9 protein-coding genes are annotated in these 15,673 nt (G+C 71.1%); all 9 read left to right on the top strand.

Annotated features, from left to right (window positions below; genetic code table 11):
- Positions 1 to 127 precede the first annotated feature (127 nt).
- Complete coding sequence (gene tssI / locus IHE47_RS00835; RefSeq protein ID WP_192103217.1) at positions 128 to 2,248, top strand: type VI secretion system tip protein TssI/VgrG; 2,121 nt, start codon at positions 128 to 130, stop codon at positions 2,246 to 2,248.
- 9 nt (positions 2,249 to 2,257) lie between these two features.
- On the top strand, positions 2,258 to 2,815 hold the full coding sequence (locus IHE47_RS00830; protein WP_192103215.1) for a hypothetical protein: 558 nt from the start codon (positions 2,258 to 2,260) through the stop codon (positions 2,813 to 2,815).
- Positions 2,816 to 2,817: 2 nt separating this feature from the next.
- Positions 2,818 to 4,167, top strand: a complete 1,350-nt coding sequence (gene tagH / locus IHE47_RS00825) for a type VI secretion system-associated FHA domain protein TagH (protein ID WP_343227412.1) — start codon at positions 2,818 to 2,820, stop codon at positions 4,165 to 4,167.
- A gap of 39 nt (positions 4,168 to 4,206) precedes the next feature.
- Positions 4,207 to 5,547 (top strand): type VI secretion system baseplate subunit TssK, encoded by a 1,341-nt coding sequence (tssK, locus tag IHE47_RS00820; RefSeq protein ID WP_192103213.1) that lies wholly within the window; start codon positions 4,207 to 4,209, stop codon positions 5,545 to 5,547.
- A gap of 37 nt (positions 5,548 to 5,584) precedes the next feature.
- Positions 5,585 to 6,931 (top strand): type IVB secretion system protein IcmH/DotU, encoded by a 1,347-nt coding sequence (icmH, locus tag IHE47_RS00815; protein ID WP_192103359.1) that lies wholly within the window; start codon positions 5,585 to 5,587, stop codon positions 6,929 to 6,931.
- A gap of 4 nt (positions 6,932 to 6,935) precedes the next feature.
- Positions 6,936 to 10,451 carry a type VI secretion system membrane subunit TssM gene (tssM, locus tag IHE47_RS00810; RefSeq protein ID WP_192103204.1) on the top strand — a complete coding sequence of 1,172 codons (3,516 nt, stop codon included), beginning with the start codon at positions 6,936 to 6,938 and terminating at the stop codon, positions 10,449 to 10,451.
- A 4-nt stretch (positions 10,452 to 10,455) separates the two neighbouring features.
- Positions 10,456 to 11,982: a type VI secretion system-associated protein TagF gene (tagF, locus tag IHE47_RS00805; RefSeq protein WP_192103196.1), complete on the top strand. Its 1,527-nt coding sequence runs from the start codon at positions 10,456 to 10,458 to the stop codon at positions 11,980 to 11,982.
- Positions 11,979 to 12,695: a PP2C family serine/threonine-protein phosphatase gene (locus IHE47_RS00800; protein ID WP_192103194.1), complete on the top strand. Its 717-nt coding sequence runs from the start codon at positions 11,979 to 11,981 to the stop codon at positions 12,693 to 12,695. Before tagF ends, IHE47_RS00800 begins: the two co-directional genes overlap by 4 nt.
- Before the next feature lie 11 nt (positions 12,696 to 12,706).
- A partial coding sequence (locus IHE47_RS00795) for a serine/threonine-protein kinase (protein WP_192103192.1) occupies positions 12,707 to 15,673 on the top strand: 2,967 nt, incomplete at its 3' end.

Raw genomic sequence — 15,673 nt, 5'->3', positions numbered from 1 at the left:
TTGATCGCCATGCCCATCCGCCCGTCCGTCCGCCCTCCCGCGCGCCGTTGCCGCGTGCCGGCGGCACGGTGTCCTGCGGGAGCGGCGCCGGCAACCGGCCATCGCCATTTCCCGGGAGCGTAGTCGCATGAGCGAGCCCATCACCATCACCTCCAGCAAGTGCGACGATCTGTTCTTCATGGACATGGAGGCGCACGAGCAATTGGGCGAGCTGTTCCGCTACGAAGTCCGCTTCGGAAGCCAGGACGTGCAGATCGACCTGACCGCGCTGCTGGGTTCGTCGATGACGGTGACGCTGGAGTTGGACGACGGCTTCGAGCGCCACTTCAACGGCATGGTCTGCGAGGCATCGCAGCATGGCTTCGACAAGGTCGAATCGCTGGTGTACGCGCAATACGCCGTGACGCTGGTGCCCACGCCATGGTTGCTCGGGCAGATCGTGGACTGCCGCATCTTCACCGACCAGGCCGTGCCGGACATCGTGAAACTGCTGCTGCAGGAGTCCGGCTACACCGACGTCAAGCTCAGCCTCACCGGCAACTACGCCAAGCGCGAGTACTGCGTGCAGTACCGCGAGGATTGCCTGAGCTTCATCCAGCGCCTGATGGAGCAGGAGGGCATCTACTACTTCTTCACCCACGAGCAGGGCAAGCACACCATGGTGCTGGCCGATGGCGTGGGGGCGCATTCCGCCGCGGGCAAGTTCGACAAGGTGCCGTTCGTGCCCGGCGCCGACGACGTGCTGAGCAACGCGGCGACCGTCACCGCGTTCGGCGCCGTGCGCGGCGTGGACGCCGCCACCGTCAAGCTGACCGACTACAACCCGCTGACACCCAAGGCTTCGCTGCTCGCCACCCAGGTCAGCAGTGGCAACAGCCCCGCGGTCAAGCACAGCGCCTTCGACTTCCCCGGCGCGCACGGCGATGCGGGCCTGGGCCAGCACTACGCCAGCATGCGCGCCGAGGCGGTCACCGCGGCGCGCTCGCGGTACCACGGCATGACGTCGTCCTGCGCCGCATGCATCGGCAACCTGTTCACGCTGGGCGACAACCCGCGCGGCGAGCTCAACCAGGAATACCTGCTGACCGGTACGGAGATCCACCTGCAAGGCGGCGGGCGTGCCTCCGGCAGCGGCAGCCTGCTCGAGTTCCATTGCGACTTCCTGGCGCTGCCGGGCAGCGTGCCGTTCCGCACGGCGCAGCGCACGGCCAGGCCGAAGATCGCCGGCCTGCAGACCGCCACCGTCACCGGCAGCGACACGGACGAGGACATCGCGGTCGACAAGTACGGCCGGGTGCAGGTGAATTTCCACTGGAACATGCCGGACAAGCCGAACGCGAAGTGCTCCTGCCCGGTGCGCGTGGCTTCGCCTTGGGCCGGCAAGGGCTGGGGCGCGGTGAGCCTGCCGCGCGTGGGGCAGGAGGTGGTGGTGAGCTTCCTCGAGGGCGACCCGGACCGCCCGCTGATCATCGGCAGTGTCTACAACGCCGCCAACACCGTGCCCTACGGACTGCCCGACAACAAGACCCAGAGCGGCATCAAGAGCCGCAGCCTGCTCGGCGGCGCCGACGACGCCAACGAGTTGCGCTTCGAGGACAAGAAGGGCGAGGAGGATTTCTTCATCCACGCGCAGAAGGACATGCACGAGGAGGTGGAGCACGACCACGTGGTCACCATCGACCACGACGAGACGATCACCGTCAAGAACGACCAGACCACCACCGTGAAGCACAACCAGGCGCTCACGGTGGAGAACGACCAGACCACCGAAGTGAAGCACGACCAGACACTGACCGTGGACAACAACCAGACCGCCGAGGTCAAGAACAACCAGACGCTGACCGTCGACAACGACCAGACCGAGACGGTCAAGCACAACCGCAGCGTCACGGTGCAGAACGACGACAGCCTGAGCGTCACCGGCAACGGCACCTCCAGCATCGGCAAGAAGTTCTCGCTCACCGCCGGCACCGAGATCGACCTGGTCTGCGGCGCCGCCAGCATCACGCTGAAGAGCTCGGGCGAGATCGACATCAAGGGCGTCAACATCTCGATCTCCGGCGACGCCACGGTGAAGGTGGCGGGGCAGGCCTCGGTGGACATCGGTTCCGGCGCCAGCGTGAAGGTGCACTCGGACGCGATGATGGACGTGGAGGGCAGTGCGATGACCACGGTGAAGGGGGCGATGCTGCAGCTCAACGCCGACGCCATGGCGAAGCTGGGTGGTGCCATCACGATGATCGGCTAAGGGGGAGCCATGTCAGCGATCATGCAAGCATCGATGCAGATGGGCCTGTCGCCGGGGGCCATGGCGCATCTGCGCCAGGAGATGACGCCGCAGGCGGCGGTGCAGTCGCTGCTGGACGCCGGCGCGGTGCCGGATGCGCTGAAGCTGCTGGCGCGGCTGCTGCCCAAGCGCTACGCGGTGGCGTGGCTGTGCCAGTGCGCGCGCGACCAGCCGCTGGAGCTGGAGGACAAGGCCGGCGCCTCGCTGGCGGAGAAATGGGTGCGCGAGCCCACCGAGAGCAACCGCCGCGCCGCGTTCGAGTTCGCCAACTCCGGCGGCTACAAGTCGCTGGGCGCGTGGCTGGCCGCGGCGGCGGGCTGGTCGGGCGGCAGCCTTGCGCCGGCGGTGCAGGAGCATCCGGTGCCGCCGCCGGAGCACCTCACCGCCTGCGCCACGGTGGCGGCGGTCAACCTGATGGCGGCGCTGGTGACCGAACGCTTCGCGGCGCGCCGCGCGGAGTTCATCGCGCGCGCGCTCGGCCTGCTCGGCACCGGCGATGCGGCCGGCGCGGAAACCAGGGGAGCGTGAGCGTGTCGATGCAGACACTGACATTGGCGGTGCTCGGCCAGCAGGCCGCGCAGTTCGGCAGCCGCAGCCAGAGATCCTTCCCGGGCAGCGGCGGCAGCATCGGCCGCTCCGAGGATTGCGACTGGGTGCTGGGCGCGCCCGGCGTGTCGCGCATCCACGCGATGGTGCGCTGCCTGAACGGCGTCTACTTCATCGAGGACCGCAGCACCAACGGCATGCTGCTCAACGGCGCGCCGATGCCCAAGGGCGAACCGTCCGCGCTGAAGGAGGGCGACCGCCTGCAGATCGACACCTTCGAGATCTCGGTGCAGCTGCAGGCCCCGGCCGCGCCTGCGCCGGCCCCCGCGCCGGCGGCCCCGCCGGTGGCTGCGGCGATGTCCGGCGATCCGCTGCTGGATTTCGGCCTGTCCGACCTGCTCGCGCCCGCCAGCGCACCGGTGGCCGCCGCGGGCCCCAGCCTGATACCGGACGCGGCGGGCGTCATCAGCGGCGACCTCGACCCCTTGAGTTTCCTCGACGCGCCTTACGCGCCGGCCGCGGCGCCCGCGGCGCCGCAGTCCGAGCCCATACCGAGCTGGAACCACACCGCGGGCATGGCCGACCACTTCCGTCCGCCGATCACCGACGTGCAGCGCCAGGCGCAGATGCTGCCGGAGGACTGGGACCTGACGATGGGCGACCTGGAGTCCGTGCCGGAACCGGCCGCGGGTTCCGCGCCACCCGTAGCGGCGCCCGCCGCGCCGCCGGTCGCGCCGCCCATCGCACCGCCGCCGGCAGCACCGTTCGCCGCGCCTGCCGCGGTTCCGGTGGCGGCCACCGGCCTGCCGCCCGAGCTGGAGCAGATCCTGCACATCGTCGCCGACGGCGTGATGGACGTGCTGCGCGCGCGCGCCGAGATCAAGAACACCTTCCGCCTGCCGGTGACCATCATCCAGCGCTCGGAGAACAACCCGCTGAAGTTCGCGCCCACGCCGGACGAGGCGGTGCAGCGCATCCTCGCGCCGACCGGGCCGGCCTTCCTGTCCGGCGGCGCCGCGTTCCAGGACGCCTTCGAGGACATCCGCTGCCACCAGATGGCGATGCTGGCCGGCGTGCGCGCGGCGTTCGAATCGCTGCTGGTGCACTTCAACCCGGACCGCTTCGAGCACGAGGCCGACGGTGGTGCCAAGCGTGCGGCCTTCGGCGGCAAGGGCCGCTACTGGGACCGCTACCGCGAGCACTTCGAGGAGCTGATGGGCAATCCCGACGAATGCTTCCGCCGGCTGTTCGGCGACGAATTCGCGCGCGCCTACGAGGAACAGCTGGCGCGGCTGAAATCGGCGCTGCGGGCAGGGCAGGCGCGACGCCCGTAACCCGCGGGCCGGCGAGAACCACGACAAGCGAGCGAACGCATGACGCAGAACAACAAGGTGGTATGGAGCGAGGGCCTGTTCCTGCGGCCGCAGCACCTGCAGCAACAGGAGCGCTACCTGGAGCGCTTCGTGGAATTGCGCGCCGGCAACCTGCGCCCGCATGCCTGGGGCTTCCACGAGCTGGAACTGGAAACCGACCTGCTGGCGATCGGCAAGCTCGGCATCAGGCAGGCGCGCGGCGTGTTCCCCGACGGCACGCCGTTCGCGATGCCCGGCGACGATCCGCTGCCGCCGCCGCTGGACGTGGACGCTAACTGGCGCGACCAGACCGTGTACCTCACCCTGCCGCTGCGCTCGCCCACCCAGCCCGACAGCGGGCGGCCCGAGGCGCCGGCGGAGAAACTGTTCCGCTTCCGCGTGCGCGAGGCCGAGGTGCGCGACGCCTCCGGCAGCACCGACGGCACCACGCCGCTGGAAGTGGGCGGCATGAGCGGTCGCCTGCTGCCGCAGTCGCAACCGATGGAGGGGCTCACCCGCATGCCGCTGGCGCGCATCGTGGAATGCCGCACCGACCGACGCGTGATGCTGGACGACGCCTTCATGCCCACCGGCCTGTCCACCCAGGCGGTGCCGCGGCTGGTGACCTTCCTCACCGAGCTGCTCGGCCTGCTGCACCAGCGCGGCGAGGCGCTGGCCAGCCGCGTCGCGCTGACCGACCGCGGCGGCGCGGCGGAGATCGCCGATTTCCTGCTGCTGCAGGTGGTGAACCGCTGCCAGCCGCTGATCGCGCACCTGGCCGAGGCGCCGCTGCTGCATCCCGAAGAGCTTTATCGCACGCTGGTGACGATGGCCGGCGAACTGGCCACGTTCACCGCGCCGGGCAAGCGCCCGGGCGCGTTGCCGCCGTACCGCCACGAAGCGTTGCGCGAGAGCTTCGAGCCGCTGATCGCCGCGCTGCGCGCCAGCCTCAGCGCGGTGATGGAGCAGAACGCCACGCCGATCCCGCTGCAGGAACGCAAGTTCGGCGTGTGGGTGGCGGTGGTGCCCGACCTCACCCTGCTGGACAACGCCGCCTTCGTGCTGGCGGCGAAGGCCGACGTGAAGTCCGAGGAACTGCGCCGGCAGTTGCCCGCGCAATCGAAGATCGGCCCGGTGGAGAAGATCCGCGACCTGGTGAACCTGCAGCTGCCGGGCATCCCGGTGTCGCCGATGCCGGTGGCGCCGCGGCAGATCCCGTACAACGCCGGCTACCTGTATTTCGAGTTCGACCGCCACGCGGCGATGTGGCGCGAACTGAAGACCTCCGGCGGCATCGCGTTCCATTTCGGCAGCGGTTTCGCGGGGCTGGACCTGCAGCTCTGGGCGATCAGGGGAGGTTGACGTGAATACTCCAAGGGGCCCGCAAGACGACGACGCGATGCGCGACGCCACCGTGGTGCGTCCGCGCGGGGCCACGCCCGCAGCGACGCCAGCGCCTGCGCCATACGCACCGCCACCGGCCGCGCCCGCCTACGCGCGGTCGTCCGCACCGGCGCCTGCACCCGCCGCGCGCGCCGCGCAGGCCACGCCGGCCGAGATCAGCGCCTTCCTCGGCGGCGGCATGAACCCGCTGGTGCAGGCGGCCAGCCCGCTGCTGCTGCTCTCGGTGCAGCTGCGCCACAGCGCCACGCCGCCCGACGCGGCGAACCTGCGCGAGCAGACGATGGCGCAGGTGCGCAAGTTCGAGGCGCACACGCAGCAGGCGAACATCCCGCAGCAGACCGCGCTGGCCGCGCGCTACGTGCTGTGCGCGATGCTGGACGAGGCGGTGCTCAACGCGCCCTGGGGCGAGCAGAGCGGCTGGTCGCAGCAGACCCTGCTGGTGACCTTCCACGGCGAGTCCTACGGCGGCGCCAAGTTCTTCCAGATCCTGGAGCGGCTGTGCGCGGATTTCTCGCGTCACCTCGACCTGATCGAGCTGATGTACATCTGCCTCGCGCTGGGCTTCGGCGGGCGCTACCTGATCGAAGCGGGCGGCCGCGCCAAGCTGGCCGACATCCAGGAAGACCTGTACCGGCGCATCCGCGAGCAGCGCGCGCCCGCCGCGCAGGAGCTGGCGCCGCACTGGCGCGGCATCCAGGACCGGCGCAATCCGCTGATCCGCTACGTGCCGCTGTGGGTGATCGCGGCGGCGGCGGCCTGCCTGCTGCTCGGCGCCTTCCTGTATTTCCACGCGCGGCTGAACACCCTGTCCGCGCCGGTCAGCGCGCAACTGGCGCAGATCGGCCTGGAAAGCGCCACGCCGCCGGCCATGGCGCAACTGGACAAGACCAACCCGCCGCCGACGCATCCCACCCTGAAGCAACTGCTGGCGCCGGAGGAGCAGGCCGGCCGGCTCGCCATCGTCGAGCAGGGCAACGGCCACGAGCTGGTGCGGCTCTCCGCCACCGGCATGTTCACTTCCGGCGGCGTGGACGTCGCCGATGCGGCCTTGCCGCTGCTGCACAAGATCACCGCCGCGCTGAACCAGGTGCCGGGACGGGTGATCGTGGTGGGGCATACCGACGACCAGCCGATCCGCTCGCTGAAGTTCAAGGACAACTTCGCGCTCTCCGCGGCGCGCGCGAACGCGGTGCTCAAGGTGCTCAGCGACGGCCTGGACAGCCCCGGCCGGCTCGAGGCCAGCGGCGCGGGCGACTCCAAGCCGATCGCGCTGCCGCCGAACCTGCCGGACAACCGCGCGCGCAACCGGCGCGTGGAACTGATGTACATCCCCGAGGGTTGAGTCCGTGGCCAAGTTCCTCAGCGTGTTGAAAAGCGGCTGGTTCATCACCCTCGTCGGCATCCTGCTGCTGGCGGTGCTGATCTGGCTGGGCGGCCCGTACCTGGGCATCGGTTCGTCGCAGCCGCTGGCCGGCGCGGCCGCGCGCTTGCTGCTGATCGTGCTGATCGTGGTGGTGTGGCTGGCGATCCTGCAGATCCGCGCCTGGCGCGCGCGCGGCAAGGCGCAGCAGATGTCGGGCGAGCTGGCCGGGCAGGGCGCGCAGGGCGACGACCGCAGCAGCGCCGAGCGCAACCAGTTGCAGGCGCGTTTCCAGGAGGCGGTGGACACCCTGCGCAAGACGCGCCGCGGCGGCAACCTCTATGCCTTGCCGTGGTACGTGGTGATCGGCCCGCCGGGTTCGGGCAAGAGCACCCTGCTGCAGAACTCCGGGCTCAACTTCCCGCTGTCCGAGCGCTTCGGCAAGGAGGCGCTGCGCGGCGTGGGCGGCACGCGCAACTGCGACTGGTGGTTCACCGACGAGGCGGTGTTCCTCGACACCGCCGGCCGCTACACGCTGCAGGATTCCGACCGCGACGCCGACGCCTCGGCCTGGGCGGAGTTCCTCAAGCTGCTGCGCAAGTACCGCAAGCGCCGGCCGATCAACGGCGTGGTGATCGCGATGAGCATGTCCGACCTGCTCACGCTGGACGAGGCGGGGCTGGCCGGGCACATCCAGGCGATCCGCCGCCGCCTGGAGGAGCTGGCCACGCACCTGCGCATCGGCGTGCCGGTGTACCTGAGCTTCACCAAGTGCGACCTGGTCGCCGGCTTCGGCGAGTTCTTCGACGACCTCCCGCCGGAACTGCGCAGCCAGGTGTGGGGCTTCTCGTTCCCGATCGAGGCCACCATGGACGGCAGCGCGGCCAAGCGCTTCGGCGAGGAATTCGACCTGCTGCTGCGCCAGCTCGACACGCGCATCCTCGATCGCCTGCATGCCGAGCGCGACCGCAACCGGCGCGCGGCCATCCTCTCGTTCCCGCAGCAGCTGTCCGCGCTGCGCGACATTGCGAAGCGCTTCGTGGAAGGCGTGTTCACCGGCCACACCTATGCCGCGCCGCCGCTGCTGCGCGGCGTCTACCTCACCTCGGGCACGCAGGAGGGCACCCCGATCGACCGCATGATGGGTGCGGTGGCGCGCACCTTCGGGGTGGACGCGGCGCAACTGCACGTGCCGGGCGCGCAGCGGCGCACCTTCTTCGTGGAGCGGCTGCTGAAGGAAGTGCTGTTCGGCGAGTCCGGCTTCGCCGGCACCAACCCGGCGCTGGAGCGGCAGAAGGTGCTGCTGCAGGTGGCCTCGTATGCCGGCGTGCTGCTGCTGACGGCGCTGCTGGTGGCGGGTTTCTTCACCAGCTTCGGCCGCAACCGCGGCTACCTCGCGCAGGTGCAGGCCGCGCTGCAGGCCTACCCGGCGCAAAGCGACGTGGATGCGGCGACCACGCAGAAGGAATACTTCGCCCGCGTGCTGGCGCGGCTGGAAGGCCTGTCCGCCGTGCAGGACGCGGCGAACAAGTACAAGGGCCAGGTGCCGATGGGCATGCGCTTCGGCCTCTACCAGGGCAACGCGGTGGGCGACGAGGTGCACGACGCCTACCTGCGCGAGCTCAACGGCCTGCTGCTGCCGGGCGTGGCCGCGCAATTCCGCAGCGGGCTCACCGGCAACGCCGGCGATCCGCAGGCGCTGTACTACTACCTCAAGGGCTACCTGATGCTGGGCGAGCCCGCGCACCAGAACGCCGACGAGCTGGTGGCGCTCACCGACATCGAGTGGCGCAAGGTATTCCCGGGCGACACCGTGCTGCAGCAGGCGCTGGCGAAGCACTTCCACGCCCTCGTGGACGAGCCGGGCCGGCTGCGCGCGCTGGGGCTGGATCCCACCCTGGTAGAGCAGGCGCGCAACACGCTGCGCACCGCCGACCTGCCCACCCTGATCTACGGCAACCTCAAGCTGGGCGCCGGCAACACGGACTATCCGCCGCTGCAGCTGGACAAGTCGCTGGGCCTGCTCGGCAGCGTGTTCCTGCGCAAGAGCGGCGCGGCGCTGTCCGTGCCGATCCCGGCGCTGTACACGCAGCCGATGTTCCAGTACGAGGCGAGCAAGGGCGTGGCGCAGGCGGTGGACCAGTTCGCCAAGGACGACTGGGTGTTCGGCGCCAGCAAGATCGACGCGCTGCAGAAGGCCCGCCTCACGCAGCAGGTGATCGCGCTGTACGAGCAGGACTACATCAAGGCCTGGGACGACCTGCTCGCCGACCTCGCGCTGCAGCCGGTCGCCAGCATCCAGGACGCCAGCGCGATCGCCGCCAAGCTGTCCGGCCCCAGCTCGCCGCTGAAGGCGCTGCTGAACACGGTGCGCGACAACACCAGCGACATGCTGAAGGCGCCGCCGCAGGACGCGGAGGGCAAGGCCGTGGCTGGCGCGGAGCAGGCAGCGGAGAAGAAGGCCGAGCAGAAGCTCACCCAGAACGCGCTCGCCCGCGCGCTGGCCTCCTCGGGCGGTGGCGCGCCTGCCGCGCCCGCGGAGCAGCCGGGCGCGGCGATCACCGCGCACTTCGCCACGCTGGACCAGCTCAGCGCGGGCGCGCCGGGCGCCGCGCCCATCGACCAGACGCTGGCCGCGCTCGACCAGTTGGGCAAGACCCTGCTGACCATGACCGACTTCAGCAACGCCGCGGGCCAACCCAATCCGCAGCTGCTGCTGGCGCAGCAGCAGGCCGCGCAATTGCCGGCGCCGGTGTCCGGCTGGGTGGCCTCGCTCACCGGCAAGAGCGAGTCGCTGGTGGCCAGCGGCACCAAGGGCGCGCTGGGCGACCAGTTCCAGCAGGCGGTGGGCAAGGATTGCGCCAGCTTCGTGCGCGGCCGCTATCCGTTCGCGCCGGACAGCCGCACCGAGATCCCGCTGCAGAACTTCGGCGAGCTGTTCGGCAACGGCGGCAGCTTCGACGCGTTCAACAAGCAGACCCTGGCCAAGCTGGTCGACGCCAGCGGCAGCAACTGGCAGTGGAAGACCGGCCCCGGCGCGGTGGCCGGCCCGCCAGGCCTGCTGGCGCAGGCGCAGATGGCCGACGACATCCGCCAGATGTATTTCCGCGCCGGCAACGTGCCCGAGGTGGATTTCACCGTGACCGCGCCGCAGCTCGACGCCGGCATCGCCAAGCTGGAGTTCGACGTGGACGGCCAGAAGTTCGCCTACCAGCCCGGCGCCGCCAGCAGCATGGCGATGAAGTGGCCGGGGCCGCAGCCGGGCCACGTCACGGTGTCCGCCTGGGATGCCTCGGGCACCCTGCTCAGCACCTTCGACTACCAGGGCGACTGGGCGTTCTTCCGCGCGCTGCAGGCGGCGAACCTGCAGAAGCAGTCGGACCTGCGTTTCCTCGCCAGCTTCAATTTCGGCGGCCACGTGGCGAAGCTGGTGATCCAGGCCGGCAACCTGAAGAACCCGTTCCTCAACACGGAAGTGCAGCGTTTCCGGTGCGGGGGATGACCGCATGCCGAATCCGACAGGGGTGGGATTCTTCGGCAAGCTTCCCGGTACCGGGGACTTCGTGCAGCGGCGGCTGCCGGCGTCCTTCGTGGACGCGTGGGACCACCATTTCGAACAGGCGGTGAGCGCCAGCCGCGCGCAGATCGGCGACGACTGGGCGCAGGCCTGGCAGGATGCCGCGGTGTGGCGCTTCGTGCTGTCGCCGGGCATCTGCGGCGAGCAGGCCTGGGCCGGCGTGACCGGCACGGCGACCGACAGGGTGGGGCGCTGCTTCCCGATGGCCATCGCCGCGCCGCTGGCGAATGCCGCCGCCAGCGCCGTGGCCTTGCGCAACGATGCATGGTTCGACGCCGCTGAACGCGCGCACCGCGAGGCGCAGGCGGGTGGCGAGGGCGTCGATGCGTTCGATGCGCGCGTCGCCGCGCTGCCGGATCCGCTGGTCCCGGGCGCCGCCGCGCCGGCCGCGGTGCCGACGCTGGACTGGCAGGGCGCCACCCACTGGCGTCTGCCGTTGCCGTCGCTGGTCGACACCGGCTGGCTGTGCGCGTTGTGGGCCGAACTGCCGCCCGGCCATGCGTTGTGGTGGACGCTGGGCGCGCCGCGCATGCCGGCCAGCGTGCTGGCCACCCGCGGCCTGCCCGAGCCCTCCCTGTATGCCGGCATGCTCGATGTGGCGCACGCCGGCATGCCCCGGCAGGCGACGGCGGCCACCGATGCCGCGCCGCGCGTGGCGCGGCCATCCGCCACGCCGCCGGTGCGCCTGCCCGACGACCTCTCCGAATTGTTCGCCGACCTGGCGCCACGCCTCGACGACATCGCCCAGAGCACCAACGAACCCGACCCGGCGGAAGTCACCCAGCGCGCCGCGGGCGTGGGCGGCGCGCGCGTGCTGCATCGCTACGACTGCGCGCTGACCCTGGTGGTGGCCGACGACGGCGCGCCCGACCCGCGCCGCCAGGCCGCCGCCACCGTCAGCGAATTGATCGGCCGCTTCGTGCCCAGCGATTTCGTGGCCGGCATGCAGGCGCTGCGCACGCGCCTGCTGGTGCTGCACACGCGCCTGCGCCAGATGGCCGCGGGCCACGCCACGCCGGTGCAGGAGGACGGCGCGGTGATCGCCGTGCGCGTCACCGGGCGCTGGGCCGACCTGCTGCGCATCGGTACCGCCAGCGCATGGCACTGGCGGGCCGGGCAGTTGCATCCCTTGTTCGCCGGCGGCGAACGTCCCGCCGGCGATGCGGAACTCGGCGGCGAACTGGACGACCTGCTGTTCACCCGCACCTCGCCGGTGGCGCCCGGGCTGGGCGCGTCCACGCAACCGATCTGCGACGAGATCGTCTGCGAGATCGACACCGGCGACCGCCTGCTGTTGCTGGCCACCCGCCAGCTGGCCGAGTTGCCCGCGCCCGTGCTGGCCGAGGCCTTGGCCCTGCCGTCGCCGGATGCCGCTTGCGCGCGCATCGCCGCCGCCGCCGGCCTGGGTTCCCACGCGGCCGCCTGGCCGTTGGCCGTGATCGAGGTGCAGCCATGACCCTGCATTACCAGTCCGTCGGCCGCACCGAGACCGGCAAGGTGCGCCGCCACAACGAGGACTCGATCCTGGTGCGCGACGACGTCGGCCTGTGGGTGGTCGCCGACGGCCTGGGTGGCCATGCCGCCGGCGACTACGCCAGCCAGATGATCGTCGAGCGCCTCGGCCGCCTGCCGCGCAACGGCAGCGTGTTCGACTTCATCGAGTCCATCGAGGACAGCCTGCAGCAGACCAACGCCGACCTGGTCGCCACCGCGCTGGAACGCGGCAGCGACATCATCGGTTCCACCGTGGTGCTGTTGGTGCACGACAAGGACTTCATGCTGTGCGGCTGGGTGGGCGACAGCCGCGCGTACTGCAACGAGGACGGCCAGTTGCGCCAGATCACCCGTGACCACGTGCACGGCGCCAAGGACGACGTCACCCAGTTCGGCGGCGCGTCGTCGCCGCAGGCGGGCGCCGGCGTGCTCAGCCGCGCGGTGGGCGCCGAGGACCGCCTGTACATGGATTGGGTGGTGGCCAGCAACCGCCCCGGCACGCAGTTCCTGCTCTGCTCCGACGGCATCAACAAGGAGCTCGGCGACGAGGAACTCGACGTCGAGTCCCGCAACCAGCCCGAGCCGCAGGCCCTGCTGGCGCGCCTGTTCGACCTGTCGCTGCAGCGCGCCGCGCGCGACAACATTTCCGCCGTGATCGTGCGCCTCCAGGACTGACCAGACATCCCATGACTTCCATTGCCGACCTGATTGCCGACTACGAGGCCAAGCGGATCACGCTGCCGGGGCTGTTCGACGCGCTCGCCGCGCGCGGCGAACTTCCGGACGACGTCGTGCGCGGCGAGCACGCGCTGCTGGAGGCGATGACCGCCGACGGCCGCATCGAGCCCATGCTGTCGCGCGCACTGGCCGCCAAGCTGCGCAGCCTGCATCCGACCGCGTCGGCGCCTGCGCCGGAACCTGCGCCGGCCGACGACGGCGACGTGACCAGGGTGCGCGTCTCGCCGCCGCCGGCAGCACCGCCGGGGGACGCCGACATGACCGTGGTGCAGCCTGCCTCGCGGCCGCCGGCATCCGGCGGCAACGCCGACGCCACCGTGGTCGCGCCCGCCTCGCATCGCCCTGCCGCCGACGCGCCGCCGCTCACCTCGGTCACCGGCACGCAGGGCACCTCGTCCAGCAGCAGCTTCAACCGCTCCAGCTGGGAAAAGGTGGCCGGCGCCGAGAGCGGCGAATTCGCCAGCGTGGGCATGCTGCTCAAGGGCCGCTTCCTGCTCGAGCGCGAGATCGGCCGCGGCGGCATGGGCGTGGTCTACCTCGCCCGCGACGAGCGCAAGGTGGAGGCGCGCGACCGCGATCCCTACGTCGCGGTGAAGGTGCTGAACGACGAGTTCCGCCGCCATCCCGACTCGCTGATCGCGCTGCAGCGCGAATCGCGCCGCGCGCAGTTGCTGGCGCACGACAACATCGTGCGCGTCTACGACTTCGACAAGGACCGCACCATCGTCTACATGACGATGGAGTACATCGACGGCACGGACCTGCGCACGCTGATCCGCGAGCGCGCCTTCAACGGCATGCCGCTGGCCGAGGCGCGGCCGCTGATCGAGGGCATGGGCTGGGCGCTGAAGCGCGCGCACGCGGCCGGCATCGTGCACTCCGATTTCAAGCCCGGCAACGTGATGGTCACGCGCGACGGCGTGGCCAAGGTGTTCGACTTCGGCATCGCGCGCGCCGGCAAGCACCTCAACGAGGCCACCGGCGAGGAGACGGTGTTCGACGCCGGCACGCTGGGTGCGCTGACGCCGGCCTACGCCAGCCTGGAGATGATCCAGGGCAAGGAGCCCACGCCCTCCGACGACATCTACGCGCTGGGCTGCGTCACCTTCGAACTGCTCACCGGCAAGCACCCGTTCGACAAGCAGAGCGCCGAAGTGGCGCTGAAGGAAGGCCGCAAGCCGCCGCCGGTGCCGGGCCTGACCCGCCGCCAGTACAAGACGCTGTGCGATGCGGTGGCCTTCCATTCCGAGGACCGCCTGCAGACCGCGAGCGCGCTGATCGAGGGCATGCGCGAGATCGGCCTGCGCGAGCGGCTGGGACCGTGGCTGGGCTACGGCGCGGTCGCCGCCGTGGTCGTCGCCGGCGGCACCTGGGGCGCCGTCAGCTACCTGCACCAGCACCACATCACGCGCGTGATCGCGCGCTTCTCTGCCACCGATTCGCACCGCTACGCGAACGAGAACGAGGCGATGGCGGCGCTGCGCAGCCTCGACGAGGACGACCGCAAGCGGCTGGTGCTGGACCAGGGCGACACGATCCAGAACTACCTGCTCGCGCGCATCGACGCCTACTGGAACCCGGCGCAGGGACGCTACAACTTCCCCGGCGCGCAGCACGTGTTCTTCGTGCGCGACCAGCTCAAGCTGTACTCGCCCAGGCTCGACACGCGGCGCAGCGAAGTCACCCAGCAGAAGAACGACCTGCTCAACACGCTGGATACCGAGTTGTCGCAGCGCATCGCCGCCGGCGCGATCTTCGAGAACCAGCCCGACAACGCGGTGGCCACGCTGGACCGCATCCGCGCCATCGACCCGGACAGCGCGCTGCTGCACAACGCCGAGCTGGAGCTGAAGTACGACATCGCGATCGGCCAGTCGCTCAGCGCGAACCACGCGGACGAGGCGCGCCAGCAGCTTGCACTGGCCACCCGGCTGTTCCCGGACTCGGCGCGCCTGAAGCAGCGCGGGGCGCAACTGGCCGCGCTGGCCGCCGCCGCCGCGCCGGTCGCGCCGGCGCCGGGCACGGCAGTGCAGGGCATCCCGCAGGCGCGCAGCGCGCTGGCCGCGCTGGTGGCCGCGCCGTCGGCCAGCGCGCAGTGGGAGCAGTCGGTGGCGGCCGCGATGGCGGCGTTGCACAACGACACCTCGCCGGAAACGCGCAAGCTGGTGGATGCGCTGGGCAGCGCCATCGCCGGTAGCGCGGGCCAGCAGACCGACGCCATGCACCTGCCGCAGGACCTGGCGCTGGTGAACTTCGGCCTGCAGTACGCGCCGCAGTCGGCGCCGCTGCTGGCCCAGCGCGACAAGCTGGCCGCCCTGCAGGCGCAGGCGCAGGCGCAGCTCGACCAGGAAGCCGCCACCGCCGAAGTGGCCACGCGCATCGAATCCGTGCGGCGCGCGGCAGCGGCCGACGACAGCGCCAAGGCGCTGGAATCGCTGACCCGCATCCGCAGCCTGCAGCCGGACAATCCCTTCCTCGCCAAGGAGGGTCCGCAACTGGTTGCGCAGGCCTACCTGGGCCAGGCCGACGACCAGTTCCTGCACGGCAAGTACACCGCCGCGGCCAACCTGCTGGCGCAGGGCCAGCAGGCGCTGGGCAACCGCGGCGACCTGCGCGACGCGCAGGCGCGCTATGAACTGGCCGCGGCCCTGCTCAAGGCCAATGGCCAGCCGCTGGCCGATGCCGACTACCAGCGCCTGCGCAGCCAACTGGCGGCCGCGCGCAAGGCCGATGCGCAGGGCCTGGCCGGGCTGGAATCCTCCCTCAAGCAGCAAGGCCACCTGCCGCAGGGCAGCTTCGCGGCGCTGCTGGACAGCCTCAAGCCCGGTACGGCAGCGGCATCCGCCGCGCCCGCGGCTCCCGCGCCGGCCACGCCTGCGCCGGCGCTGCCCGGGCAGGCGCCGGCCGTCGCCGCG

Source organism: Rhodanobacter sp. DHB23, assembly GCF_014842975.1.
Classification (GTDB): domain Bacteria; phylum Pseudomonadota; class Gammaproteobacteria; order Xanthomonadales; family Rhodanobacteraceae; genus Rhodanobacter_A.
This window is presented reverse-complemented; position numbering and strand designations above follow the sequence as displayed.